The organism is Citrobacter sp. Cpo142 (assembly GCF_030332425.1).
Classification (GTDB): Bacteria; Pseudomonadota; Gammaproteobacteria; order Enterobacterales; family Enterobacteriaceae; genus Citrobacter; species Citrobacter portucalensis.
The window spans coordinates 117,547-144,487 of the sequence record NZ_JAOWHW010000113.1; the positions used below are offsets into that span (position 1 = coordinate 117,547).

Sequence of the window (26,941 nt, forward strand, 5' to 3'; positions counted from 1 at the left end):
CATGTTTGAAGCAGCCCCGATCAAAAAAGTCTCGGTAGTCATTCCCGTTTTTAATGAACAGGAAAGCCTGCCAGAGTTAATCAGACGCACCAGCGCCGCCTGTGAGAAATTGGGCAAAGACTATGAAATTCTGCTCATCGACGACGGCAGCAGCGACCGTTCCGCTCAGTTGATGATGGACGCCTCTCAGGCACCGAACAGCCATATTGTCTCTATTTTACTGAATCGTAATTACGGACAGCACTCGGCGATTATGGCCGGTTTCAGCCATGTCACCGGAGACTTGATCATCACGCTGGATGCCGATTTGCAAAACCCGCCGGAGGAGATCCCACGGTTGGTCGCCACCGCAGATGAAGGCTTCGATGTGGTAGGCACGGTACGCCAGAACCGTCAGGACAGCGTATTTCGTAAGACCGCCTCACGAATGATCAACCATCTGATACAGCGCACCACCGGTAAAGCAATGGGTGATTACGGCTGCATGCTACGCGCCTATCGCCGTCACATCGTCGATGCCATGCTGCATTGCCAGGAGCGCAGCACCTTTATCCCTATTCTGGCCAACATTTTTGCCCGTCGCGCCACGGAGATCCCGGTACATCATGCAGAGCGTGAATTTGGTGACTCCAAATACAGCTTCATGCGTCTGATCAACCTGATGTATGACCTGGTAACTTGCCTTACCACAACACCGCTTCGCATGCTGAGCCTGTTGGGCAGCGTGATCGCCGCCACGGGCTTTACCTTATCAGTCCTGCTTGTTGTTCTGCGCCTGACGCTCGGCCCGCAGTGGGCAGCGGAAGGGGTATTCATGCTGTTTGCCGTCCTGTTTACCTTTATCGGCGCACAGTTTATTGGCATGGGTTTACTCGGCGAATATATCGGTCGCATCTATAACGATGTCCGCGCCCGCCCCCGCTATTTTGTTCAACACGTTATTCGCCCACAAACCACGCAGTCAACCGAGGAAAACCGCGCATGAAAGCCGTCGTATTTGCCTATCACGATATGGGATGTCAGGGTGTCCAGGCCTTGTTGGATGCAGGTTATGAAATCGCTACCATTTTTACGCACACAGACAATCCGGGTGAAAAAGCGTTTTTTGGATCTGTTTCCCGCCTCGCGGCCAGCGCCGGTATTCCGGTTTACGCCCCCGACGAGGTTAATCATCCCCTGTGGGTTGAGCGCATTAGCCAACTGGCGCCGGATGTTATCTTCTCATTCTACTATCGCCATTTACTGAGCGATGAGATCCTCAGTCTTGCCCCTAAGGGCGCATTTAATCTGCACGGCTCGCTGCTGCCGAAATACCGTGGTCGCGCCCCGCTGAACTGGGTATTGGTCAATGGCGAAACCGAAACCGGCGTCACGCTTCACCGCATGGTCAAACGCGCGGATGCCGGTGCCATTGTTGCCCAGCAGCACGTTGCTATTTCACCAGATGATGTGGCGTTAACGCTGCACCATAAGCTGTGCCAGGCAGCGCGTCACCTGCTGGAAGAGGCGCTGCCCGCGATTAAAACGGGAGATTATGCAGAACTCCCCCAACAGGAAGCAGAGGCTACCTGTTTTAGTCGCCGTACGCCGGAAGATAGCTTCCTCGACTGGAACAAACCAGCTGCAGAGTTACATAACCAGGTCCGCGCCGTCAGCGATCCGTGGCCGGGCGCATTTAGCTATGTTGGCACACAAAAGTTCACCGTCTGGTCATCGCGCGTTTGCACAAACGACATTGCGGCCCAGCCGGGCACCGTCATCTCCGTGTCTCCTTTACTGATCGCCTGTGTCGATGGTGCACTGGAGATTATTACCGGACAAGCTGGCGATGGTATTGCAATGCAGGGTTCACAACTGGCGCAAGTTCTGGGTCTGGTGCCAGGTTCTCGCCTGAACAGCCAGTCAGTGACCACCAGCAAACGCCGTACTCGCGTACTGATCCTCGGCGTTAACGGCTTCATTGGTAACCATCTGACCGAGCGCCTGCTACAAGAAGATAATTACGAAGTGTATGGACTCGATATTGGCAGCGACGCCATTGGGCGTTTCCTGCAACATCCGCGATTCCATTTCGTCGAAGGTGATATCAGCATTCACTCCGAATGGATTGAATATCATGTGAAAAAATGCGACGTTGTGCTGCCGCTGGTGGCGATCGCAACGCCTATCGAATATACCCGCAACCCGCTGCGCGTATTTGAGCTCGATTTTGAAGAAAACCTGAAAATCATTCGTTACTGCGTGAAATACCGCAAGCGCATCATTTTCCCGTCAACCTCCGAAGTCTACGGCATGTGTACCGACAAAGTCTTTGATGAAGACAGTTCGAATCTGATCGTCGGTCCGGTCAATAAACCACGCTGGATCTACTCCGTATCCAAGCAGTTACTGGACCGTGTTATCTGGGCGTACGGCGAAAAAGAGGGATTGCGCTTCACCCTGTTCCGCCCGTTTAACTGGATGGGACCGCGTCTGGACAGCCTTAACGCCGCGCGTATCGGCAGCTCACGCGCCATTACACAGCTGATCCTCAACCTCGTGGAAGGTTCACCGATTAAGCTGATTGAAGGCGGTAAGCAAAAACGCTGCTTTACCGACATTCGCGATGGTATCGAAGCTCTGTACCGCATCATTGAAAACGAAGGCGGCCGCTGTGACGGTGAGATTATCAACATCGGTAATCCACAGAACGAAGCAAGTATTCAGGAACTGGCAGAAATGCTGCTTTCCTGCTTTGAAAAACATCCGTTGCGTAACCACTTCCCGCCGTTTGCCGGTTTCCGTGACGTCGAAAGCAGCAGCTACTACGGTAAAGGTTATCAAGACGTTGAGCATCGTAAGCCTAACATTCGCAATGCAAAACGCTGCCTGAACTGGGAACCGACCATTGAGATGCAGGAAACGGTAGAAGAGACGCTGGACTTCTTCTTACGCAGTGTGGATATCACGGAACACACATCATGACCAAAGTAGGCTTGCGTATTGATGTCGATACATTCAGGGGAACGCGCGAAGGCGTGCCCCGCCTGCTGGAGACATTAAACCGACATAACGTTCGGGCAAGTTTTTTCTTTAGCGTTGGGCCTGACAACATGGGGCGCCATCTCTGGCGTCTTGTGAAGCCGCAATTTCTGTGGAAAATGCTGCGTTCAAACGCAGCATCGCTCTACGGATGGGATATTTTATTGGCGGGAACCGCATGGCCGGGAAAAGAGATTGGCCAGGCCAACGCGGCAATCATTGCACAAACCGCCCAGATTCATGAAACCGGTTTGCATGCCTGGGATCATCACGCCTGGCAGGCACGAAGCGGAAACTGGAATGACAAACAGCTGATTGATGATATTTCGCAAGGCATCACCGCACTTGAAGCCATCATCGGTCAGCCAGTCTCCTGCTCTGCCGTTGCCGGATGGCGTGCCGACAACCGTGTCGTCCATGCCAAAGAAGCATTCCATCTGCGCTATAACAGTGACTGTCGGGGAACGTCGTTATTTCGTCCGGTGCTGGAATCCGGGAAAACGGGGACACCACAAATTCCCGTCACCCTACCAACATGGGATGAGGTGGTTGGTCAAGAGGTCCAGGCGGTGGACTTCAACTCTTATATCCTCTCCCACATCCAGATGAGCAGAGGAACACCGGTGTACACCATTCATGCGGAAGTTGAAGGCATCGCCTTTCATCAGAATTTTGACGAGCTGCTTACTCGCGCCGCGGACATGGGGATGACATTCTGCCCGCTTGGCGAGCTGTTACCTGACGACATCAGTACACTGCCGTTAGGACAGATCGTACGTGGAAAAATACCCGGCAGAGAGGGATGGCTCGGCTGCCAACAACCGTTGAGTGTGACACAATGAAATCTGCTGCCCGCTACACTCTGGCATTTATCGCTTTAATCGCACTGTATTTTATTTTACCTATCAACAGCCGTATGCTCTGGCAGCCTGATGAAACGCGCTATGCTGAAATCAGCCGGGAAATGCTCAACTCTGGTGACTGGATCGTTCCACACTTTTTAGGGCTGCGTTATTTTGAAAAACCAATTGCCGGATACTGGTTGAACAGCATCGGACAATGGTTGTTTGGCGCCAATAATTTTGGCGTCAGAGCGGGGGCTATTTTTGCCACTTTGATGACGGCGCTACTGGTAGCCTGGCTTGCCATGCGACTGTGGCAGGATAAGCGTACCGCCGTACTCTCCTCCGCTATCTTTTTAACGTTTTTTTCGGTTTACAGCATCGGCACCTACGCGGTACTTGATCCCATCATTGCGCTTTGGCTGATGGCGGGCATGTGCTGTTTTTGGGAAGGCATGCAGGCCACCACCAGAACACGCAAAATCATCGCTTTTTTGCTGCTTGGGCTGACCTGCGGTATGGGTGTAATGACCAAAGGTTTTCTGGCACTCGCCGTCCCTGTGCTTAGCGTATTACCATGGGTTTTTGCACAAAAGCGTTGGAAAGACCTCATTCTCTACGGTCTGCTGGCGGTGATCGGCTGCATCGCGATCGTACTACCGTGGGGTATAGCGATTGCGCAACGCGAGCCGGATTTCTGGCATTACTTCTTCTGGGTTGAACATATTCAGCGCTTTGCGCAGGATGATGCCCAGCATAAGGCTCCTATCTGGTACTACATCCCGATATTTGTGGCAGGCACATTACCGTGGCTCGGGCTACTCCCCGGCGCGCTGCGTACGGGCTGGCGTGAGCGGGATGTTCCGCGCAGTGCTCTGTACCTGTTAAGCTGGATTATTATGCCAATCCTGTTTTTCAGCATCGCGAAAGGAAAACTGCCGACCTATATTCTTTCCTGCTTCGCGCCGCTGGCGATATTAACGGCGCGCTTCGGCCTGCAGGCTGCGGAAAAAGGCTCGACCGCGCTGCGCGTGAATGGTTGGATCAACGTGCTGTTCGGCATCGTCGGCATCGTCGCCACGTTTATTGTTTCCACGCTGGGTCCATTGAAGACGCCAGTCTGGTCGCATATCGAAACGTATAAGGTTTTTTGTGCCTGGGGCATCTTTATCATCTGGACGCTTTTTGGCTGGTATACGCTAAATAACCGCGAGAAGAACTGGAAATTCGCAGCACTATGCCCATTAGGGCTGGCGCTGTTATTTGGCTTCTCCATTCCTGACCGGGTGATGGAATCTAAACAGCCGCAGTTTTTTGTCGAGATGACCAAAGAATCGCTGGAGCCGAGCCGTTATATTCTCACCGACAGCGTTGGCGTCGCTGCGGGACTGGCCTGGAGCCTGAAGCGCGACGACATCATGATGTACGGACAAACGGGCGAGTTAAAATATGGCCTCAACTACCCGGATGCCCAGGGTCGCTTTGTCAGCCGGGAAGGCTTTGCCGACTGGTTAGCGCAACATCGACAGCAAGGAAACATTACGCTCGTGCTCTCGATTGATAAGAATGAAGATATTAATCAACTTGCCATCCCTCCCGCTGACTACATTGATAATCAGGGGCGTCTGGTCCTGATTCAGTATCGGCCCAAATGATCTGGATAGCCTTAGTCCTCGCCAGCCTGCTCAGCGTCTGCGGCCAGCTATGCCAGAAGCAGGCGACCCGACCGGTGTCTGTTCGTGCGCGAAAACGCTACATTACGCAATGGATTGGGCTTGCTCTGGCAAGCCTCGGCCTGGCCATGCTGCTATGGCTGGCGGTTTTACAAAACATTCCTGTCGGTATTGCCTATCCCATGCTGAGCCTTAACTTTGTCTGGGTTACTCTCGCCGCATGGAAAATCTGGCGCGAACCCGTAACAACCCGCCACTGGCTGGGCGTTGGGCTGATCATTACCGGCATATTTATTCTTGGGAGTGCAGTGTAATGGGCGTATTTTGGGGATTATGTAGCGTGATGATCACCTCCATCGCCCAGTTGAGCCTCGGCTTTGCGATGGATAATCTGCCGCCAATGCTGCAGCCGCTGGCGTTCATCTCTGCCGTATTCTCTGTCAGTATCGGAGCGTTTGCTTTATATGCCGGATTGACAGGGTATTTACTGTCAGTGATTTGCTGGCATAAAGCCCTACACCAACTCGCGCTGAGCAAAGCCTATGCCCTACTCAGCCTGAGCTATGTGCTGGTGTGGGTTGCCTCAATGATCCTGCCCGGCTGGCAGGGAACATTTTCAGTGAAAGCGCTGGCAGGGGTACTGTGCATCATGGCAGGGCTAATGACGATTTTTCTGCCTTCACGCAAACACCAACCCTGAGATTACTTATCTTCAGACTGTCGTAACAGACGTTCCCATTCATCACAGATGTACTGTCTGGCATCAATTACCTTAATGACCCGGGATTTATCGCGGTTAATACAATACTGTGCATCCTTCAGCGGTGAAAGGAGATCGCCGGGCTTAACCCGCTCGGAAGATTGCGCCTCAGCAAGCATCTTTAGCGAACCACCGCTATCGCAAAGTACGATATAGAGCTTCCCTGCTTTTTTGTGACAGCAAGACTTCTTCACATGCCATTCCATAGCGCACCTTTTGTTAATAAATTTCACAATAGGTTACACTTTAGCAGGTAAACAAAAAGACAATAGCTGCGGAATGACAGAAACGAGAAATACTGTTAATGTTTTCTTAATGTTAATGATGAAGTACTTACCCAATCCAATAACGCACGGCGCGAAATTTTAATTCCTCCAGCTTTGAGCTCGGGCGGCAATGTTAGCCAACATACCGGCTGCTGAAAGCGGGCCAGCTTATCTTTTACCCACACTGCGAGATTAGTTTCTCCAGCATTAGCGTCATACTCAATGACCGCCACCGGGCGATGGCCAAACTCTTTGTCTTCTATCGGCACAATAAAGGCTTGTAGAACATGCGGATGCGCTGCAATCACGCGTTCCACTTCTTCCGGCTGTATACCTTCCCCGCCGCTAAAAAACAGATTATCCATACGACCGACAATCGTTAACTTGCCGTCCTTTAGCATGCCGCGATCGCGGGTTGCAAACCAGCCTTCCGCGTTCACTAAAGGAATAAGCTGTCCGTTACGCCAGTAACCTTGCGCCATGCTGGCAGCCCGTAGCCAGACTTCATCATCAACGATTCTGACTTCTCTGCCTGCCAGAGGGGAACCCACATCTGCCAGACCATCCGCCTCTTTCGCACAGACCGTAGAAGCAAACTCCGTTAATCCGTAACCGCACCAGCAACGAATCCCTTGCTCGCGCGCTTGCTCCGTCAATTCAACAGGAATTGCAGCGCCGCCCAGCAGTACCGCTTTGAGCGTGACTGGCGTGTTGTTGACCAGCAAGCGCCACAGCTGCGTGGGCACCAGTGAAGCGTGGGTACATCCAGCCAGCATTTGCTCCAGCGGCTGCTTGTCGCGCACGGTCATTCGCGCTCCGGCGAACAACCAGCGCCACAAAATACCCTGGCCGGAAACATGAAACAGCGGCAGCGAGAGCAGCCAGTCATCCTCAGCACCAAACGGCATTAATGACAGGACGCCCTGCGCGCTTGCCAGATGCGCCTGACAGGTATGAACAGCCGCTTTTGGCAATCCGGTAGAACCTGAAGTTAACGTCATCGTGCTCAAACGTTCAGGCAACCACGCTGCGGCGTGATCGCCTGGCAATGGCTGCATCTGCAACGGGCTGAGTTCCGGAAGTGCGATAGCGGCCTCCAGATCCAGCGCAAAACGTAGCGTTAAGTCCGGGATCAGCGCATCAAGCAGCGGCTGAGGCAACTGTGGGTTCACAGGTAAAACCCGCGCCCCACATTGCAGCAGCGCGAGCCAGGCCAGCAAAGCGCGCGGATGATTCCACGCGCGAAGCAGAACACCATCGCCCTCTTCCACGCCCTGAGCGGCAAAACCGCAGGCCAGATGATCGATGCGAGCGCAGAGCTCGCTCCAGCTTAATACCTCATCGTTGAGGCGTAGGGCTGGCACCTTCGCACGAACCTGTCGCCAGTGACGCCACGGCCAGTCACCCGGTTGTACCAAGCCCGATAAGCTCACGCTATCGGACCTTTCCTGCTGGGTCATAGCAGACGTTCCAGCGCATCAACGTCGATACACGGCAACGTGCTACCCGGCCAGGTGCGAACCTGCTGGCACTGCATCAGGCTCAGGGTATCCAGACCCGGAATGGTCTGCGGCGTTAACCATGCGGCAATTCGCGCCAGCTGGGTTAAGCCCAGACTCGACTCGATTGACGAACTGATAACGGCAGTAAGACCAAGCGCATGTGCCGCAGCCACCTGTTCACGGACTTTATCGAGACTGCCGGTCAGCGTAGGTTTGATAACAACGGCCTTGACGCCTTCTTCGGCTTCGAAGGTGAAATCCGCTTCACGCAGGCTTTCATCCCAGGCGATGGCAATGCCGGTTTCACGCGCGAAGGCACGGGAGTCGTCGCGGGTTTTGCACGGTTCTTCGAGGAAGGCAATGCGTCCGCGATACTCCGGATTAACGTATTTCGCGAACTGCTGAGCTTTCAACGGCGTCCAGGCCCGGTTGGCGTCAAGTCGCAAATGCAGCTCCGGGATCGCCTCAAGCAGCAGATTGGCTACCATGCCGTCGCGGACCGCTTCATACAGACCGACCTTGATCTTCGCCACTTTTTCGCCCGGCATGTCCGCCAGTTGTAGCACCAGATCGTCAGGATCGCCCGTGCACAGCGGCGCAGCACGATAGTCCGCGTCCTGTGGCAATACGCCAGTCAGTTCGGCCAGCGCACAGCTTACGCCAAAGGCGACCGAAGGCAGTTGCGGTAAGGAGTCATCCCCTTGCAGCCAGCCTTTCACCCAGGCCAGCAGCTCGGTTTGCGCCTCTTCCCAGCTTTCCTGACTGAAGCCCGGCAGCGGGGAGATCTCTCCCCACCCTTCGCGCTCACCGTCACGAAGACAAACGTACAACCCGTCACGCGTTTTTAACCGCCTGTCGCGCAGAATCACCCCCGCGTCCATGGGGATCTGCCAGCGGTATACCTGCGCGCTACGCATTACGGATTCCGTTTGAATTTGCTGAAATCAGGCTGACGTTTTTGGTTAAAGGCGTTACGGCCTTCCTGACCTTCTTCCGTCATGTAGAACAGCATAGTGGCGTTACCTGCCAGCTCCTGCAGACCAGCCTGACCATCACAGTCGGCGTTCAGTGCGGCTTTCAGGCAGCGCAGCGCCATTGGGCTGTTTTGCAGCATTTCGCGACACCAGCGTACGGTCTCTTTTTCCAGATCCGCCAGCGGAACCACGGTGTTGACCAGACCCATATCCAGCGCCTGTTTCGCATCGTACTGACGGCAAAGGAACCAAATTTCACGCGCTTTCTTCTGACCGACGATGCGCGCCATGTAGGAAGCGCCCCAACCGCCGTCAAAGGAACCGACTTTCGGGCCGGTCTGACCGAAAATAGCGTTTTCAGCCGCAATGGTCAGGTCACACATCATGTGCAGTACATGGCCACCGCCAATGGAGAAACCTGCAACCATCGCTACTACCGGTTTCGGACAGGTACGAATCTGGCGCTGGAAGTCCAGTACGTTCAGGTGATGCACACCGGAGTCATCCTGATATCCGCCGTAGTCACCACGTACTTTCTGATCGCCGCCTGCGCAGAACGCTTTGTCGCCAGCACCAGTCAGAATAATTACGCCAATGTTGTCATCATAGCGGGCATCCGCCAGCGCCTGGATCATCTCTTTCACGGTGACCGGACGGAAGGCATTGCGTACCTGCGGACGATTAATGGTGATTTTTGCGATACCGTCGGTGGATTTCTCGTAAAGAATGTCGGTATAGCCTTCAGAGCAATCGTGCCATTCTACCGGTGCGTAAAGCATTGTTTCATCAGGATAGATCATAAAATGTCCTATAGTCAGCGACGCAGAATCTGAGCCAGACAGTCCACTACGCCCGCGGGGTTGTCCCGATGCGCGTTGTGTCCGGCATTACGAATCACATGGTTTGGTACTGATATTTCCGCCGCCAGAGCGCGGAATTTATCGTCACGTTCACCACATAAATAATAAAACGGAAATGTGCGCATCGTGAGTTGCGCACGTAAATCAGGTTGTACGGCAAGCGAGGTGGCCTCCAGCATTGCCGCCAGCGTTTGCCCATTATTCTGGCTACGCAGAGCGACCAGCGCCTCTCTTTGTGCCGCGTTCAGCGAGGAAAAAACGGGCTGTTGATACCAGTCATTAAACACCTCACGTAGCGGCTCTGCGCGAAAACGCGCAGCCCAGCGGCCATCCGAGAGACGACGCTGAATGCGCGCTTCTTCGCTTTGCAAGCCGGGATGTCCACCCTCAACCACCAGACCACAAAGCCCGGGCATCTCCTGACAGGCCGCCATCATCGCGACTCTGCCGCCAAGAGAGTATCCCACCAGCCAGCAGTTAAGTATGTTGTAACTAAGTAGAGTATTACGCAGCAAAACGCTGACATCATCAAACCCGCTCACGCTGATGTCAGCGGAGCCACCGTGTCCCGGCAGGTCGATGTATAGCCGCGAATAATCCTGAAACGCTTCGCCGACCGTCTGCCATTCCTGGCAATCGCCAGAGAAACCGTGCAGGAAAACCAGCCAGGGAAACCCCGTCTGCCCCTCTTTCGCCTGCGCATGCAGGATCATAGGTGACTTACCTGCGCCAGCAGTTGCTGCAAGGTTTGCGCCCCGTCAGTTTCGTTCACCACCAGCTCAATCACCGTGGCCGCAGGTGTACGCCATGCGTTAGTCAACGCGCTCTCCAGCTGCTCCCAGTTTTCCGGGCGCTGGTATTTAAGGTTAAACATGGCGGCAGCATGCTCGAAATGTACGTTCTGCGGCATCAGATAGAACCGTTCGCGTTCGCTGGCTGGCGTCGGCAGCAGGGAAAAAATCTGCCCGCCGTTATTATTGACCACTATCAGGACAAACGGTGCAGAAACCTGGCGCAATAACGCCAGCGCATTCAGGTCATACAATGCAGATAAATCGCCAACAATCGCCAGCGTCGATTTCGCGCTGGCACGCTGTACACCAGCTGCCGTTGACAGCAGGCCGTCAATACCGCTCGCGCCACGGTTGCTATAGACCGGGTAACCAGCCGGAAGCTGCGACAGCGCATCAATCAGGCGTACCACCAGACTGTTACCCACAAACAGCTGCCCCTGCTCCGGCAAGTATTCGCGAATACGGTGGGCTAATTGCGCTTCACCAAACGCCTCACGACGGGCTTCTACCGCCTGCCAGGCCAGTTGTGCCAGACGAGGGATTTCCACGCACCATGGCTGACGTTTCTCCGCCGGATGCAGCTCCAGCCAGTCACCAACTTTCGCCACCAACCTGCGGCCGCGATGATGGGCCGGATCGAGACGGCCTTCGATATTATCGACAATCCAGTATTCCTGCGGATCGCAGCTAGCCTGCCATTGCAGCAGACGTTTTCCGGTCAGGCTACTGCCAAGCTGCACCACAATCTGCGCCTGCTGTAACTCAGCTACCGCTTTCGCATTCCCGAGCCACAGATCGGCGCACGGCAGAGGTTGTCCGGTTTGCGACAGAACATCGCCAATCAGCGGCCAGCCTAACGTCTGCGCCCACTGCGCAACCTTCTTACCTTCTTCGGCGCTCATACGGCCGGCAATGACTACGCCGCGTTTTTGCCGCCAGAAAAACCAGTCGCGCTGTTTGTCGCTTTCCAGCCGACGCGCTTCTCGCAGCCAGGGTTTATCGTCCTGCCACCAGTCGCCGAGGCGCTGCTGCCAGGCAATCCCCGTTTCGTCCATATCGCCATACAGCGGTTCCGCAAACGGGCAATTGATATGAACCGCCCCGCTATGCAGGGCCGCTAACGCATTATCAATAGTGGACACCAGCCAGCTTGCCGGAATGTCCTGAGTCGGACGCGGTAAAGAGAGCGTTTGCGATGGATGCGAGGCAAACATTCCGGCCTGACGAATCGCCTGATTCGCGCCACAGTCGATAAGCTCTGGCGGTCGGTCTGCCGTAAGTAAAATCAGTTTTTCACCGGTCAGGCCCGCTTCAATCAACGCGGGATATAAATTCGCCACCGCGGTACCGGACGTCACAATCACGGCGACAGGCTGACGGCTGACTTTTGCCAGACCTAAAGCCAGATGCCCAAGTCCACGCTCGTCAAAATGGGTGTGGTGAATGAATGCGGGGTTTTCCGCTGCCGCCAGCGTCAACGGTGTAGAACGAGAGCCAGGGGCAATGCAGACATGCCTGACGCCGTGGCGAGTGAGTGCTTCCAGAATGACCGCCGCCCAGCGTCGGTTAAATGCGCTTACTGACATGAGATTGTCCGGTATCAATATTGCGACACAGTATAGAGAATCGAATAAATGGATTTTTGATATGAATCGGAAATATACACGAAATCACTATCCTTCCATCTGTAATAAAGTACGTAACCCTGCCGCTTTATTGTCTATTTCTTGCCATTCCTGCTCAGGATCTGAACCGCGAACAATCCCTGCCCCGGCATACAGGCGCACCACATTTGCGCTTATTTTCGCCGAACGCAATGACACACAAAACTCGCTTTGGCGCAAAGAAAGATAACCCGCTGAACCGGCATACCACTCACGTTCAAAGGGTTCATTTTGTTGGATGAATTCACGCGCCAGCTCACGCGGAATACCGGCGACTGCCGCCGTGGGCTGGAGTTGCATCAGGCAAAGCGTATCGTCGGCCTGATTCAGTTCCGTCCAGATGCAACGGCGCAGGTGCTGCACTTTACGCAGCCTGAGCACCTGCGGCGGCAGCACGTCGAGAGTTTGCGTACAGCCTTGCAGGCGCTGGCAAATATCTTCGACCACCAGCATATTCTCACGCTGGTTTTTATCATCTTTCATTAGCCAGTCGCCTAATTGCCAGGCCCGATGATCCTCAGGGTGATTGGCCACGGTTCCGGCCAGCGCCTCGGTGCGTAACGCCGTATCACGCCGACGCCACAGGCGTTCTGGCGACGATCCAAGAAATGCACACTCTGCCGAAAAGGCCATAAAGAAATGGTAGCAGTTCAGATTTAAGCGACGGCTGGAAGCCATCACGGCAGCGGCATTTACCGACTGAGGAAACTGTAAATCGGTCGCCCGCGCCAGCACGACCTTATCGAGGTCTTTTCCTGCGATCGTTTGGGTGGCGAGTTTTATCAGGTCTATCCAGCCAGCTTTATCCGGCCAGTGCTGTTCTCCCGTCAAATTCAAACGTAATGCAGGGAGCGGTTTTACGGGAGCAAGTGATGAGATAAAGGCGGCAGCTTGTGCAGCGTCTTCACGTAGCGACACATCGCTACAGAGATGTAAGCGTAAGCTCGCCACTCCGGCGCAACGTCGCCACTCCAACCGCGGCAGCAGCAAATTGCCACGCTGAGGCTCAAAGGCATTCAGGCCCCAGATGCGCAGGTCGGGATGATTATCATGCTGATGTAAAAATTGCTGGGCTGATTCCAGCGAGGAAAATGCGGCGACGGCCCCTAATACGGCGGCTTCTTCATCGCCGTTACGCTGCTGCCAGTAAAACTGGGGCCAGACGGGTTGACTGGCCAGCCATCCTAAAGCGTCAAACGCATCATTCAGTGGGAAAGGTATATCGTAAATACGAATTCCAGGTGCTGCTGGCATCTCCTGCGATAAATGACGCATCAGACTTTCCAGCGCAGTAGTGATTGAATGCACGCGGACCTCTCCCTGTTAAAAACCTCTCATTATACGGGGTACTGAGCAGAAAAAGCAGTACCCCCAGTTAGGGAGTACGTACAAATGCGATGACAGAACGGAATTTATCGCCGCGCTAACAATAATCCCATCACTAAACCGACTGTGGCGCCAACGCCGATTCCGCGCCAGGGTTTTTCGTGCACATAGTCATCCGCCCGACAAACGGCTTTTTTCGCACGGTAATAGTAGCTATCAGAAGCATGGCTGACGCGATTTCTCACCTCTTCTAACGCCCGCTCTGCCCGCGCTTTTAACTCAAGGTATTTTTGATCTGCTGGGTCGCCAGAAGAACGCAGCACCTCTTCCAGCGTTTCGCTTAATAATTCCAGATCATCATCGATACGTGATTCATAAGAATGAAAAGACATTATATTCTCCCTTTCTATTGACGTACCCGCTAACTATAGACAACCTGGACTGATTGCGCCTGTTTACGCCTGATGTGCTTCCCGCGCCATTCCGACGTGTGGAATACCATCTTCGTCATAGATATCCGTCACCGGAACAAAGCCAAAGCGCGCATAGAACGATTGCAGATGCGCCTGCGCGCCCAGATACAACGCCTTGTGTGGCCAGTGTTGCACGCAGGATGCCAGCGTCTGGGCCATTAGCTGTTGCCCCAGTTTTTCACCACGCAGCGCTTCGCTTACAATCACCCGACCAATCACTACCGGCTCCAGCTCGTCATCGCTTTTCAGAATCCTCGCATACGCCACCAGCTCATCGTTATGCCAGCCCAGAATATGCCGATTCTCTCCGGCCAGGTCATCGCCATCCACATCCTGGTACGGACACTGTTGCTCAACTACAAACACCGCGCATCGTAGCTGAAGTAGTGCGTACAGTTGTTGGGTACTCAGCTTTGCATGGTGGAGATCTTGCCAGTGAATCATTGTCTGCCCCTATGTTGTGATAACCTGAACACCCTGCCTTATTGATGGCGAAAGTGTAACGCAAAGATGGAATTACTATTTTTAGGCACGTCTGCGGGAGTCCCCACGCGCTCACGCAATGTAACGGCAATTTTACTGAATCTGCAACACCCGACTCAGGCGGGGCTGTGGCTTTTTGATTGCGGCGAAGGGACGCAGCATCAGATGCTCACCACGCCTTTCAATCCAGGAAAACTCGATCGTATTTTTATCAGCCATCTGCACGGCGATCACCTGTTTGGTTTACCGGGGCTACTGTGCAGTCGCTCAATGGCCGGCAATGTCCAGCCTCTGACGCTCTACGGGCCAAAAGGGTTGCGAGAGTTTACCGAAACCGCATTGCGTCTGAGCGGCTCCTGGACCGATTATCCGCTGGATATTGTGGAAATTACCGCGGGTGAGATTGTGGATGACGGCCTGCGAAAAGTAACGGCGTACCCGCTGGCGCATCCGCTGGAATGCTACGGTTTTCGCATTCAAGAGCACGACAAACCGGGTGCGCTTGACGCCAATGCCCTGAAGGCGGCAGACGTTAAAGCGGGCCCGTGGTTTCAGGATTTGAAAGCCGGAAAAACCATCGTGCTGGAGGATGGTCGAGCGATTAACGGTGCCGATTTTCTTTCCCCGCCCACCAGGGGAAAATCAGTCGCTATTTTCGGTGACACAGGACCCTGCGCGTCCGCCATTGAACTGGCTCGAGGTGTAGATGTCATGGTACACGAAACCACGCTGGACGCGTCAATGGAGGAAAAAGCAAACAGTCGCGGGCACAGCTCAACCCGACAAGCCGCACAGCTGGCGCTGGATGCCGGAGTGGGACGTCTGATAATGACCCACGTTAGCTCACGCTACGATGAAAAAGGCTGCCAGCGCTTACTCGCAGAGTGCAAAACAATATTTCCAGACACGGCACTGGCTCACGATTTCGCCATTTTCAGCGTTTAACGCTCTATTTTTCCGCCTCAGTGCCGATAACAGTGGAAAGGCTGGCTTTCACACTGAGGACAGGATGAACAATTTCCAGAAAGATATTGATGACAGGACAAACCTAACCCTGTCTAACCGTTTTGAACTGCTGCTGTTTCGCCTCGGCAAATCTGTTGAGGAGCAGAAATCAGAGCTGTTTGGCATCAACGTATTCAAGCTACGTGAAATCGTGCCGATGCCGACCTTTACGCGTCCGGCGGGTATGAAGGCCCCGTTACTGGGTATGGTTAATATTCGCGATCAGGTGATCCCGGTGATTGACCTGCCCGCCGTTGCGGGCTGTAAGCCAGAGACCGGACTCAACATCCTGTTGATCACAGAATATGCCCGCAGCGTCCAGGCGTTTGCTGTGGAGTCAGTGGAAAACATTATGCGCCTGGACTGGCAACAGGTGCATACCGCCGAGAAAGCCGTTAATGGTCGCTATATCACCAGTATCGCTTGCCTGGACGACAACAAAGAGACTAACAACCTGGCGCTGGTGCTCGACGTTGAGCAGATCCTGTACGACATCGTACCGGCGAACCACGACCTGCGCGCAACCGATCTTAAAACCAATAAATTCAACATCACGCCGGGTGCGGTGGCGATTGTGGCTGATGATTCCAAAGTGGCCCGCGCCATGCTGGAAAAAGGGCTTAACGCCATGGAGATCCCGCATCTGATGCATGTAACAGGTCAGGATGCGTGGGAAAAAATACAGCAGCTTTCCGCAGAAGCGCAGGCGGAGGGCAAGCCAATCAGTGAGAAGATCGCCCTGGTGCTCACCGATCTCGAAATGCCGGAGATGGACGGTTTTACGCTTACCCGTAAGATAAAAACCGACGAACGTCTGAAGAAAATCCCGGTCGTTATCCACTCTTCGCTTTCCGGTAGCGCGAACGAAGATCACGTTCGCCGAGTAAAAGCGGATGGCTACGTGGCCAAATTCGAAGTCAATGAGCTTTCTTCAGTGATCCAGGAAGTGATGGATCGCACAGCGAAAGGCATCAGCGGTCCGCTGGTGAGCCGTCAGCTATTAAACTGACCGTATTTCACGCATAAAAAAACCCGCCAAGGCGGGTTTTTTCGTTTCTGCATTTCGTTTACATCAGCGGAGTCGCTAACTGCACAATGCTGATCAGCGGTTGTGGGTAAATACCCAGCACCAGAACCAGCAGGGCAGAAATCAGCACTACGATACCGCCCGCGCTGTACTGCCAGTTAGACGGCGCATCACGGTTCAGCTGTTGCGGTGCGCTCAGGTACAGGCTCACGGCAACGCGCAGGTAGTAGTACAAACCAATCGCGGAACCGACCACCACAGCGGCAACCAGCCACCACAGGTTAGCCTGCACACCGACGGCCAGTACGTAGAACTTACCGATAAAGCCCAGCGTCATCGGGATACCTGCCAGAGACAGCATCATCACCGTCATCACTGCCGCGAGGATCGGACGATGCCAGAACAGCCCACGGTAGGAGAACAGAGAGTCCGCATCCGGGCCGCGGTACGGGCTGGACATCAGGCTGACCACACCGAACGCGCCGAGGCTGCTGAACAGGTAACCGGCCAGGTAAACGCCAACCGCTTCCATCGACATCTCGCCGCTCTGCAGAGCAATCAGCGCCACCAGCAGGTAACCGAGGTGAGAGATAGAAGAGTAACCGAGCAGACGTTTAATATTGGTCTGGCTCAGCGCCATCAGGTTACCGAAGATGATGGAAGCAAAGGCAATTACGCCCAGTACGATACGTACCGCTTCGCTATCCCCTACCGGGGCGTACAGGAACAGACGCATCACCACGCCGAAGATAGCGATTTTGCTCGCCGTCGCCAGGAAGGTGGAAACCGGAGCAGGAGCACCCTGGTATACGTCTGGGGTCCACAGGTGGAACGGAACCAGCGAGAGCTTAAAGCCGAGGCCAACAATCATCAGACCGAAGCCAGCCAGCAGCAGCGGTTCGTGCAGCATGCCGTCGCCGAGGCTCTTACCGAGTGCAACAAACGACAGATTTCCAGACTGCGCGTACACCAGCGCCATACCGAACAGCAGGAAGGAAGACGCTGCGGCAGACAGAATGGTGTATTTGATACTGGCTTCCAGCGAACGTTTCTGACGGAACGCATAGCCAACCAGACCAAACAGCGGCAGAGAGATCAGCTCAATACCAAGGAACAGCGCCGCCAGATGGTTAGCGTTAGCCAGCAGAATACCGCCAAGTGCGGCAATCAGCACCAACAGGTAGAACTCTTCCCGGTTGTCATCGTAGCCTTCCAGCCACGGGTAAGCGAAGGTACAGGTGGCAAGACTCGCCAGTAGCACCAGCCCGGTGTAGAGCATGGCGAAACCGTCAACCCGCATCAGCGGGGTGACGTCCATGGCGCCCGCCTGGCCAACAAACCAGAGCGAAACCAGCGCGGCGTTAAGCCCAATGACCGACAGCGTGGCATTGAGGAAGTGATTGCGTCGCCACGCAATGGAGAGCATCACAACCACCACCGTCAAGCCGACGATCAGCAGCGGTAGCAGCGCAATCAGGTGTTGTGGAGTTATTGTCATGGCGATTTACGGCCTTGTAGTAGTAACGGAATTAACAAACCACTGCTGGATGTTGCTCATCGCAGAATGCGAGGTATCCAGAATCGGCTGCGGATAGAAGCCAAGCAGTACCAGAAGCACGACCAGCAACAGGATGATAAACAGCTCACGCAGCGACATCCCTGGCAGTTCAACACTGGCAATCTGGCTCTTCGCTTTACCGAAGTAAGCGCGATGCAGCATCGCCAGCGAGTAAACAGAGGCAAACACCAGACCAAAAGTCGAGATCACGGTAATGACCGGAACCACCTGGTAGCTGCCGAACAGAATCATAAATTCGCCAACGAAGTTACCTGTACCCGGCATACCCAGCGTACACACTGCGAAGAACATCGACAGCGCAGGCAACCATTTCATTTTGCCCCACAGGCCGCCCATCATACGCATATCACGCGTGTGCAGACGTTCGTACAGCTGACCACACAGAATGAACAGACCGGCTGCGGACAGACCGTGCGCAATCATCTGGATAACAGCACCCTGGTACGCCAGCTGGCTGCCGGTGTAGATAGCAATCAGTACGAAGCCCATGTGCGATACGGAGGTGTAAGCGATCAGACGTTTGATATCGTACTGATTAAAGGCCATCCACGCGCCATAGAAGATACCGATAACGCCCAGCCACATTGCGATAGGTGCAAACTCCGCCGACGCGTTCGGGAACAGCGGCAGAGAGAAGCGCAGCAGACCGTAAGCCGCGGTTTTCAGCAAGATCCCCGCCAGGTCAACGGAACCTGCCGTCGGTGCCTGGGAGTGCGCATCCGGCAACCAGCCGTGCAGCGGAACCACCGGCATTTTCACCGCAAAGGCGATGAAGAAGCCCAGCATCAGCAGATATTCCACACCGTGGGACATCGGGGTATTCAGCAGCTCTTCATAGTTGAAGGTCCACACACCGGTCGCTTTATAGTGCACAAACACCAGCGCCAGGATGGCAATCAACATCACCAGACCACTCGCCTGGGTATAAATGAAGAACTTGGTCGCCGCCGTGATACGCGTTTTACCGTCAGAGGCTTTATGCCCCCACAACGCGATCAGGAAGTACATCGGCACCAGCATCATTTCCCAGAAGAAGAAGAACAGGAACATGTCGATGGCAAGGAACACGCCGATCACGCCGCCTAAGATCCACATCAGGTTCAGATGGAAGAAGCCCTGGTATTTTTCGATTTCATTCCAGGAGCAAAGTACCGCCAGAACACCGAGCAGACCGGTCAGCACTACCATCAGCAGCGACAGACCGTCGATAGCCAGATGAATAGAGATGCCAAAACGTGGGATCCACGGCAGAACAAATTCAGACTGCCACTGCGGAATGCCAGCGGATTGCGTCAGTGAATAGCCGCCCTGCAACCACAGTTGCAGGCCAAGCGCCAGCGTCAATCCCATGGTAATCAGCGCGATCCAGCGCGGCACCTTCACGCCAAAGCGTTCGGTCTGCCAGCACAGGAAGCCACCGATAAAGGGAATTAATATCAACCAGGGTAATAACATAGCTAAGTATGTCCCTTATATTTACTCCTGCTCAGGCTATCTCACTCGTCAGCCCAAATCCCGGCAGTGCTCGCAATCCTCACGTACTTCAGTACGCTCCGGTTGCTCTGCGCTGGCGGTCTCCGGTCTGACTTCGCCGATGACGCCTGTACATCAGGAACAGATTTTCAACGAATTCTAAAAATTATTTTTGGGTTTGTAGGCCGGATAAGCGCAGCGCCATCCGGCAATCGTTCATCCAGCCAACAAACTCAACGCAGTACCATCAACAGTGCCAGCACAACGACGGCGCCGATGCTCATTGATGCAACATACCAGCGCAGATAACCGTTCTCGCTCAACAGCAGGCCTTTACCTGCAAAGCGGGAAAGGATCGCCGGAATGTTCATCATTGAGTTGAGCGGATCGCGTTTCAGCAACCAGGCAACACCCAGGAATGGCTTGACGAACACTTTGTCGTACAGCCAGTCGAAGCCCCAGGCGTTATACCACCAGGTACCCAGCAGGCGGCCCGGCGCACTGTTCGCAATCGACGTCACCAGCGTGCGTTTACCCAGCCACAGCCATGCTGCGATCAGGATGCCCGCAATCGCTACGATACCGGAGGTAATTTCCAGCGTCATGACGCGACCATGCTCAAGCTCGGTCGTCGCAGGCAGTACACCCTGCAGCGGCGGCACAATCAGCGCGCCAACGAAGGTGGACAGGATCATCAGCACAATCAGCGGCAGATGATGGGTAATCCCCTTCCCTGCGTGAGCGTGAATTTGTTCTTTACCGTGGAACACGATGAAAATCATTCGGAAGGTATACAGAGAGGTCATGAACGCACCGACCAGACCTGCAACCATCAGATTAATATGACCATTCGCCATTGCACCGGCCAGAATCTCATCCTTACTGAAGAAGCCAGCGGTAATCAGCGGCAGAGCCGACAGCGCCGCGCCACCGATCAGGAAGCAGAGATACACCAGCGGAATTGACTTACGCAGCCCGCCCATCTTGAAGATGTTCTGTTCGTGGTGGCAAGCCAGGATTACCGAGCCGGATGCCAGGAACAGCAGCGCTTTAAAGAAGGCGTGCGTCATCAGGTGGAAAATAGCCGCATCCCACGCTTGTACGCCGAGAGCCAGGAACATATAACCAATCTGGCTCATGGTGGAGTACGCAAGAACGCGTTTGATGTCGGTCTGTACCAGCGCAGCAAAACCCGCCAGCACCAGAGTGATGGCACCGATAATCCCCACCAGGTGCAGGATTTCAGGCGTCATCAGGAACAGGCCGTGCGTACGTGCAATCAGGTAGACACCGGCGGTAACCATCGTCGCGGCGTGGATCAACGCGGAGACAGGCGTCGGGCCAGCCATCGCATCAGCAAGCCAGGTCTGCAACGGCAGCTGTGCAGATTTACCGACCGCACCGCCCAGCAGCATCAGGGTTGCCCACATCAGCATGTTGTTACCGTCTGCAAAGTGCGCAGGCGCCAGTTCCACCATTTCGCGGAAGTTCAGCGTGCCCAGCTCGTTGTAGAGGATGAACAGCGCGAACGCCAGGAATACGTCACCAACGCGGGTTACCACGAAGGCTTTCATTGCCGCAGCGCCATTCTTCGGATCGGTGTAGTAGAAACCAATCAGCAGATAGGAGCACAGGCCCACGCCTTCCCAGCCGAGGTACATCAGCAGCAGGTTATCCGCCAGCACCAGAACCACCATGCTGGCGATAAACAGGTTGGTGTAGGCGAAGAAACGAGAATAGCCCTCTTCTCCGCGCATATACCAGGAGGCGAACATGTGGATCAGGAAACCCACGCCGGTCACCACGGAGAGCATGGTCAGCGACAGGCCGTCCAGCACCAGGTTAAAACCGATGTTGAAGTCGCCGACTGACATCCACGTCCACAGCGGCTGGCTGTATGCCTGCTGGCCATTGGCAAAGAAATCAACGCCAACAAACGCAGTCACCAACGCGGCCAGACCGATCGACCCGACACCCACGGTAGCGGACAGATTTTCTGACCAACGACCACGAGAAAACGCCAGTAATACAAAGCCAATAAATGGCAGAATAATGGTTAAGGCAAGCATGTTCATCCACGCATCTCACTTACTGAATCGATGTTCAGGTTCTGGCGACGGCGATGAAGTTGCAGCAACAGCGCAAGCCCAATGCTCGCTTCGGCAGCCGCAAGGCTGATGGCGAGAATATACATCACCTGACCATCGGTCTGGCCCCAGTAGCTTCCGGCGACCACAAAGGCCAGCGCAGAGGCGTTAATCATGATTTCCAGTCCGATCAGCATAAACAGCAGATTGCGGCGGATAACCAGACCGGTTAAGCCCAGCACGAATAAGATCGCAGCGAGGATCAGTCCATGTTGTAAGGGGATCATGCGTGCTCCTCCGTTTTTCTTTTCGCGCGGTCATCGGTGCGATTGCTCAGCACTTCACCAGAACGCTCTTCGCGCCCCACGTGGAAGGCCACAACCAGACCCGCCAGCAGCAGCATCGAAGCCAGTTCAACCGCCAGCACATACGGTCCGAACAGGGAAATACCGACTGCTTTCGCGCTAATTGGCGTGCCGTCGATGCCCTGATCGTTAACGCCCAGAATGGCGTAAACAATAACCACCAGCATGATAGCCGACAGAATCGCCGGACCAATCCACACCTGCGGTTTCAGCCACTGGCGTTCCTGCTCAATTTCAGAACCACCGAGGTTGAGCATCATTACCACGAACACGAACAGCACCATGATGGCGCCCGCGTAGACAATAATTTCCAGCGCACCGGCGAAGTAAGCGCCTAACGAGAAGAACACCCCAGAAATCGCCAGCAGCGAAATAATCAGGTACAGCAACGCGTGTACCGGATTGGTGTGGGTGATCACCCGCAAGGTTGCGAGAATGGCTATCAGGCCACAGATATAAAAAGCGAACTCCATTGCCCCTCTCCTTACGGTAACAGGCTCTTGACGTCGATAGGCTTAGCTTCGTTCTCTGCTTCGCCCTTATCTTTGCCGTCGATTGCCATACCTGCCATCCGGTAGAAGTTATATTCCGGGTATTTGCCCGGACCGGAGATCAGCAGATCCTCTTTCTCGTAAACCAGGTCCTGGCGCTTGTACTCACCCAGCTCGAAATCTGGAGTCAGCTGAATAGCCGTAGTCGGACAGGCTTCTTCGCACAGGCCGCAGAAAATGCAGCGTGAGAAGTTAATGCGGAAAAACTCCGGATACCAGCGACCGTCTTTGGTCTCTGCTTTTTGCAGAGAGATACAGCCTACCGGACACGCTACCGCACACAGGTTACAGGCAACGCAGCGTTCTTCACCGTCTGGATCACGAGTCAGAACGATACGACCACGAAAACGGGGCGGTAGATAGACCGGCTCTTCCGGGTACATCTGCGTTTCGCGTTTCGCGAACGCATGCAGGCCGATCATCCAGATACTACGTACCTGGGTGCCGAAGCCTACTAACAATTCTTTTAAGGTCATGGTCTTTGTGTCCCTTATTGCGCCTGCCAGAGAATGACAGCCGCCGTTACCAGCAAGTTGACGAGCGTCAGCGGCAGACAGACTTTCCAGCCGAAGGACATTACCTGGTCATAACGAGGACGCGGTAACGACGCACGAATCAAAATGAACATCATCATGAAGAACGCGGTTTTCAGCGCGAACCAGACGAATGGCGGTAAGAACGGGCCATGCCAGCCACCGAAGAACAGGGTAACCATCAGTGCAGAAATGGTGACGATACCGATGTACTCACCCACGAAGAACAGACCGAATTTCATACCGGAATATTCAATGTGGTAACCGTCGGCCAGTTCCTGCTCGGCTTCTGGCTGGTCAAACGGGTGACGGTGGCACACCGCCACGCCCGCGATGGCAAAGGTGACAAAACCAAAGAACTGCGGAATAACGTTCCAGATATCAGCCTGGTTGTTGACGATGTCGGTCATGTTAAATGAACCGGCCTGCGCCACCACGCCCATCAGGGAAAGTCCGAGGAACACTTCATAGCTCAGCGTCTGCGCAGAAGCACGCATCGCACCGAGCAGAGAGTATTTGTTGTTACTGGACCAGCCGGCGAACAGCACCGCGTATACCGCGAGGCCCGCCATCATCAGGAAGAACAGGATCCCGATGTTCAGGTCAGCAACCACCCAGTTCGGACTCACCGGCACAATGGCGAAAGCCAACAGCAGCGAGGTAAAAGCGATCATCGGTGCCAGGGTAAAGATGACGCGATCCGAGAATTTCGGGATCCAGTCTTCTTTAAAGAACATCTTGATCATGTCCGCAACCAACTGGAGCGAACCGCCCCAGCCAACACGGTTCGGTCCGTAACGGTTCTGGAACAGACCCAGCAGACGACGTTCGCCAAAGCTCATGAATGCCCCGCAGGTGACCACCACCAGCAGGATCACGACCGCTTTGAGAATGCTCAGCAGGATCTCAATCAGATCGGGTGTAATCCAACTCATTGTTGTGCCTCCTGCAGATCCTCAAGACGCGCACCAGCCAGAACCGGCGCGATGCCAGGCATACCCATCGGCAAACCAACCTGCCCTGCCGTTAATCCTTCGGCGATTTCAACCGGCAATGTAACCGTGTTGCCATCGTAGCTGAAAGAAACGCGCGTACCGGCATTAACACCCAACTTCGCGGCATCAGCCGGGTTGAGTTTGATGTACGGCTGCGGCATACGGGTCTGGAAGACCGGCGCACGCTGGGACATTTCGTCGCTGCCAAACAGATGGTAGTACGGCGCGATACGCCACTGACCATCCTGAGCCTGGAAGCTCGCCGGAACGGTAGTGAAGTAATCCATACCATCCGCAGAAGCTTCGATCAGGCGCACGCCCGGATCGCCATGGCGCAGTTTTCCGCCCACTTCATCCTGGAACTTGTTCCACGCCTGTGGGGAGTTCCAGCCTGGAGCCCAGGCAAACGGAATTTGTGAACGCGGCGCAGACGGTTGGTTGTTCCCTTCCATAGAGAAGGCGAACATGGTGTCTTTGTCCTGCGGCTGGCGCGGTTCGTGTACGCTGATGTTGGCGCGCATAGCGGTACGACCGCTGTAGCGGTGCGGTTCACGTGCCAGTTTCTGTCCACGGATACGGAAGGTTGCGTCCGGCGCGGCATCTTTGATACCCGCCAGTTGCGGCAGCTTCTCAACGACCGCATCGATAACGTGGTCGAGCTGCGTCCAGTCCACTTCACGGCTCTGCACGGTGCTGTGCAGCGAATGCAGCCAGCGCCAGCTTTCCAGCATGATAGTGTTGCTGTCGTAGTAGGACGGATCATAAACCTGGAAGAAACGCTGGGCGCGGCCTTCGTTGTTAATCACCGTACCATCGCTTTCGGCGAAGCTTGCGGCGGAAAGCACCAAATGGGCGTTTTCCATAATTGCCGTACGCTGATGGTCAATGACCAGTACCAGCGGCGCTTTCGCCAGCGCGGCGTTCACACGCGTTGCTGAAGCATGGCGGTGCAGATCATTTTCCAGTACTACAACGGCGTCAGCACGACCTGTTTCCAGCTCGGTCAGCGCATCGTCAAGGGAACCACCGCCAATCATACCCAGGCCCATGCTGTTAACAGAGCGAGCAATCATGGTGATGCCGACATCTGCGCCACGGCCTTTCAGCGCTTTCGCCACGTTGGCAGCCGCCTGAATCACTTCGGCGCTACCGGCGTTGGTGCCGGAAATAATCAGTGGTTTCTTCGCCCCGGCCAGTGCCTGAACGATAACGTCAATTTTGTTTTGCAGGTCACGGTCGATACCGTCAACCGCCGGTGCGTTGTTATCCAGCGCATGAGCGATAGCGAAACCTAAGCGCGCCTGATCTTCAACCGGTGCACGATAGGTCCATGCGGCGATGTCATCCAGACGGGTGTTATCGACGTTGGTAACGAACAGCGGGTGCTTAGCACGCTGGCCGATGTTAAGGATTGCTGCGATCTGCCAGTCAGCCACTTTCTGTGCCGCCGCCATTTCGCGCGCTTTGCCTTTCACCGCCTGACGCACTGCCAGCGCAACGCGTGCGCCGGTCTGGGTGACATCTTCGCCCAGCACCAGAACCGCATCATAAGATTCGATTTCGCGTAGAGCCGGAGTATGAATCCCGCCGTCACGCAGCACGCTCAGTGCCAGTTGCAGACGTTCCTGCTCGCCCTGGGCGATACCGGTATAGAAGTTATCCGCACCGACCAGTTCACGCAGCGCGAAGTTGCTTTCAACGCTGGCGCGCGGGGAGCCGATACCAATCACTTTCTTCGACTGACGCAGAATATCTGCCGCGCCCTGCATCGCCTGCTCGGCGTTCAGCGTGATCAGGTCATCGCCACGACGCTGTACCGGCTGACGCGGACGGTCTTTCAGGTTCACGTAACCATAGCCAAAACGACCACGGTCGCAGAGGAAGTAGTGGTTAACGGTACCGTTATAACGGTTTTCGATACGACGCAGTTCACCGTAGCGCTCGCCCGGGCTGGTGTTACAGCCGATGGAACACTGCTGGCAGATGCTCGGCGCAAACTGCATGTCCCATTTACGGTTATAACGCTCGGAGTGCGTTTTATCGGTGAAGACACCGGTTGGGCAAATTTCTACCAGGTTACCGGAGAACTCGCTTTCGAGCGTACCGTCTTCCGGACGACCGAAGTAGACGTTGTCATGTGCGCCATAGACGCCCAGATCCGCGCCATCGGCGTAATCTTTGTAGTAACGTACGCAGCGATAGCAGGCGATGCAGCGGTTCATTTCGTGAGAGATGAACGGCCCCAGGTCCTGGTTACGGTGAGTACGCTTCGTGAAGCGGTAGCGACGGAAGCTGTGACCGGTCATGACGGTCATATCCTGCAGGTGGCAGTTGCCGCCCTCTTCACAGACCGGACAGTCGTGCGGGTGGTTAGTCATCAACCACTCCACGACGCTTTCGCGGAACTGTTTCGCTTCTTCGTCATCAATAGAAATAAAGGTGCCTTCGGTGGCCGGTGTCATACAAGACATCACCAGGCGACCACGCGTGTCTTCCGCGTTTTGATATTGCTTCACCGCACACTGGCGGCAAGCACCGACGCTTCCCAGCGCCGGGTGCCAGCAAAAGTACGGAATATCAAGGCCGAGAGACAGACAAGCTTCCAGCAGGTTGTCCGCTCCGTTGACCTCATATTCTTTGCCGTCTACATGAATCGTAGCCATAGTCAGCATGCTTCCAGTTGGCTCG

General features: G+C 54.8%; 25 protein-coding genes. 8 read left to right on the top strand and 17 right to left on the bottom strand.

Annotated elements, in window-relative coordinates; translation table 11 throughout:
• Position 1 precedes the first annotated feature (1 nt).
• Genes arnC through arnF form a run of 6 tightly spaced genes read left to right on the top strand, consistent with a single transcriptional unit; the run spans position 2 to position 6,236 of the window.
• Positions 2 to 985: an undecaprenyl-phosphate 4-deoxy-4-formamido-L-arabinose transferase gene (arnC, locus tag OGY18_RS10350; protein ID WP_191235032.1), complete on the top strand. Its 984-nt coding sequence runs from the start codon at positions 2 to 4 to the stop codon at positions 983 to 985.
• Positions 982 to 2,964: a bifunctional UDP-4-amino-4-deoxy-L-arabinose formyltransferase/UDP-glucuronic acid oxidase ArnA gene (arnA, locus tag OGY18_RS10355; RefSeq protein WP_149282071.1), complete on the top strand. Its 1,983-nt coding sequence runs from the start codon at positions 982 to 984 to the stop codon at positions 2,962 to 2,964. The genes arnC and arnA overlap by 4 nt, the downstream gene beginning before the upstream one ends.
• The gene (gene arnD / locus OGY18_RS10360; protein WP_125112627.1) at positions 2,961 to 3,863 is read left to right on the top strand and encodes a 4-deoxy-4-formamido-L-arabinose-phosphoundecaprenol deformylase; all 903 of its coding nucleotides are present in this window, start codon (positions 2,961 to 2,963) and stop codon (positions 3,861 to 3,863) included. The genes arnA and arnD overlap by 4 nt, the downstream gene beginning before the upstream one ends.
• Positions 3,860 to 5,518, top strand: coding sequence for a lipid IV(A) 4-amino-4-deoxy-L-arabinosyltransferase (arnT, locus tag OGY18_RS10365; RefSeq protein WP_125112628.1), 1,659 nt, complete (start codon positions 3,860 to 3,862; stop codon positions 5,516 to 5,518). Before arnD ends, arnT begins: the two co-directional genes overlap by 4 nt.
• Complete coding sequence (gene arnE, locus OGY18_RS10370) at positions 5,515 to 5,850, top strand: 4-amino-4-deoxy-L-arabinose-phosphoundecaprenol flippase subunit ArnE (RefSeq protein ID WP_003834709.1); 336 nt, start codon at positions 5,515 to 5,517, stop codon at positions 5,848 to 5,850. Before arnT ends, arnE begins: the two co-directional genes overlap by 4 nt.
• Positions 5,850 to 6,236, top strand: coding sequence for a 4-amino-4-deoxy-L-arabinose-phosphoundecaprenol flippase subunit ArnF (arnF, locus tag OGY18_RS10375; RefSeq protein ID WP_003834713.1), 387 nt, complete (start codon positions 5,850 to 5,852; stop codon positions 6,234 to 6,236). Before arnE ends, arnF begins: the two co-directional genes overlap by 1 nt.
• A 2-nt stretch (positions 6,237 to 6,238) precedes the next feature.
• On the opposite strand, the gene pmrD is transcribed toward arnF, so the two are convergent.
• The 9 genes from pmrD to OGY18_RS10420 form a co-directional block, all read right to left on the bottom strand.
• Positions 6,239 to 6,502, bottom strand: coding sequence for a signal transduction protein PmrD (pmrD, locus tag OGY18_RS10380; protein ID WP_003834715.1), 264 nt, complete (start codon positions 6,500 to 6,502; stop codon positions 6,239 to 6,241).
• A 95-nt stretch (positions 6,503 to 6,597) separates the two neighbouring features.
• Positions 6,598 to 8,022 (bottom strand): o-succinylbenzoate--CoA ligase, encoded by a 1,425-nt coding sequence (menE, locus tag OGY18_RS10385; RefSeq protein ID WP_286552927.1) that lies wholly within the window; start codon positions 8,020 to 8,022, stop codon positions 6,598 to 6,600.
• Positions 8,019 to 8,981, bottom strand: a complete 963-nt coding sequence (gene menC / locus OGY18_RS10390) for an o-succinylbenzoate synthase (RefSeq protein ID WP_125112629.1) — start codon at positions 8,979 to 8,981, stop codon at positions 8,019 to 8,021. The genes menE and menC overlap by 4 nt, the downstream gene beginning before the upstream one ends.
• Positions 8,981 to 9,838: a 1,4-dihydroxy-2-naphthoyl-CoA synthase gene (gene menB, locus OGY18_RS10395; protein WP_003027671.1), complete on the bottom strand. Its 858-nt coding sequence runs from the start codon at positions 9,836 to 9,838 to the stop codon at positions 8,981 to 8,983. The genes menC and menB overlap by 1 nt, the downstream gene beginning before the upstream one ends.
• 14 nt (positions 9,839 to 9,852) lie before the next feature.
• The gene (gene menH / locus OGY18_RS10400; protein WP_148361707.1) at positions 9,853 to 10,611 is read right to left on the bottom strand and encodes a 2-succinyl-6-hydroxy-2,4-cyclohexadiene-1-carboxylate synthase; all 759 of its coding nucleotides are present in this window, start codon (positions 10,609 to 10,611) and stop codon (positions 9,853 to 9,855) included.
• Positions 10,608 to 12,278 carry a 2-succinyl-5-enolpyruvyl-6-hydroxy-3-cyclohexene-1-carboxylic-acid synthase gene (gene menD / locus OGY18_RS10405; RefSeq protein WP_286552928.1) on the bottom strand — a complete coding sequence of 557 codons (1,671 nt, stop codon included), beginning with the start codon at positions 12,276 to 12,278 and terminating at the stop codon, positions 10,608 to 10,610. The genes menH and menD overlap by 4 nt, the downstream gene beginning before the upstream one ends.
• Positions 12,279 to 12,365: 87 nt before the next feature.
• Positions 12,366 to 13,664 carry an isochorismate synthase MenF gene (gene menF / locus OGY18_RS10410; protein ID WP_286552929.1) on the bottom strand — a complete coding sequence of 433 codons (1,299 nt, stop codon included), beginning with the start codon at positions 13,662 to 13,664 and terminating at the stop codon, positions 12,366 to 12,368.
• Positions 13,665 to 13,768: 104 nt separating this feature from the next.
• Positions 13,769 to 14,074: a stress response protein ElaB gene (elaB, locus tag OGY18_RS10415; RefSeq protein WP_003027683.1), complete on the bottom strand. Its 306-nt coding sequence runs from the start codon at positions 14,072 to 14,074 to the stop codon at positions 13,769 to 13,771.
• A 63-nt stretch (positions 14,075 to 14,137) separates the two neighbouring features.
• Complete coding sequence (locus tag OGY18_RS10420; RefSeq protein WP_003834735.1) at positions 14,138 to 14,599, bottom strand: GNAT family N-acetyltransferase; 462 nt, start codon at positions 14,597 to 14,599, stop codon at positions 14,138 to 14,140.
• A gap of 66 nt (positions 14,600 to 14,665) precedes the next feature.
• Here OGY18_RS10420 and rbn point away from each other — a divergent pair, with 66 nt between their 5' ends.
• Both rbn and OGY18_RS10430 read left to right on the top strand, forming a co-directional pair.
• Complete coding sequence (rbn, locus tag OGY18_RS10425; RefSeq protein ID WP_003834737.1) at positions 14,666 to 15,583, top strand: ribonuclease BN; 918 nt, start codon at positions 14,666 to 14,668, stop codon at positions 15,581 to 15,583.
• 64 nt (positions 15,584 to 15,647) lie between these two features.
• Positions 15,648 to 16,652, top strand: a complete 1,005-nt coding sequence (locus OGY18_RS10430) for a chemotaxis protein (RefSeq protein WP_003834740.1) — start codon at positions 15,648 to 15,650, stop codon at positions 16,650 to 16,652.
• 58 nt (positions 16,653 to 16,710) lie between these two features.
• On the opposite strand, the gene nuoN is transcribed toward OGY18_RS10430, so the two are convergent.
• The 8 genes from nuoN to nuoG form a co-directional block, all read right to left on the bottom strand.
• Positions 16,711 to 18,168: an NADH-quinone oxidoreductase subunit NuoN gene (gene nuoN, locus OGY18_RS10435; RefSeq protein WP_003027689.1), complete on the bottom strand. Its 1,458-nt coding sequence runs from the start codon at positions 18,166 to 18,168 to the stop codon at positions 16,711 to 16,713.
• 6 nt (positions 18,169 to 18,174) lie between these two features.
• A complete protein-coding gene (nuoM, locus tag OGY18_RS10440; protein WP_003027692.1) occupies positions 18,175 to 19,704 on the bottom strand; it encodes an NADH-quinone oxidoreductase subunit M in 1,530 nt (509 codons plus the stop codon).
• A 251-nt stretch (positions 19,705 to 19,955) separates the two neighbouring features.
• On the bottom strand, positions 19,956 to 21,797 hold the full coding sequence (nuoL, locus tag OGY18_RS10445; protein WP_003834744.1) for an NADH-quinone oxidoreductase subunit L: 1,842 nt from the start codon (positions 21,795 to 21,797) through the stop codon (positions 19,956 to 19,958).
• A complete protein-coding gene (gene nuoK / locus OGY18_RS10450) occupies positions 21,794 to 22,096 on the bottom strand; it encodes an NADH-quinone oxidoreductase subunit NuoK (protein ID WP_000612644.1) in 303 nt (100 codons plus the stop codon). Before nuoK ends, nuoL begins: the two co-directional genes overlap by 4 nt.
• On the bottom strand, positions 22,093 to 22,647 hold the full coding sequence (gene nuoJ / locus OGY18_RS10455) for an NADH-quinone oxidoreductase subunit J (protein WP_003028059.1): 555 nt from the start codon (positions 22,645 to 22,647) through the stop codon (positions 22,093 to 22,095). Before nuoJ ends, nuoK begins: the two co-directional genes overlap by 4 nt.
• Positions 22,648 to 22,658: 11 nt before the next feature.
• Complete coding sequence (nuoI, locus tag OGY18_RS10460; protein WP_005129470.1) at positions 22,659 to 23,201, bottom strand: NADH-quinone oxidoreductase subunit NuoI; 543 nt, start codon at positions 23,199 to 23,201, stop codon at positions 22,659 to 22,661.
• A 14-nt stretch (positions 23,202 to 23,215) separates the two neighbouring features.
• Complete coding sequence (gene nuoH / locus OGY18_RS10465; RefSeq protein ID WP_003028063.1) at positions 23,216 to 24,193, bottom strand: NADH-quinone oxidoreductase subunit NuoH; 978 nt, start codon at positions 24,191 to 24,193, stop codon at positions 23,216 to 23,218.
• On the bottom strand, positions 24,190 to 26,916 hold the full coding sequence (nuoG, locus tag OGY18_RS10470) for an NADH-quinone oxidoreductase subunit NuoG (RefSeq protein ID WP_079937729.1): 2,727 nt from the start codon (positions 26,914 to 26,916) through the stop codon (positions 24,190 to 24,192). Before nuoG ends, nuoH begins: the two co-directional genes overlap by 4 nt.
• Positions 26,917 to 26,941 lie beyond the last annotated feature (25 nt).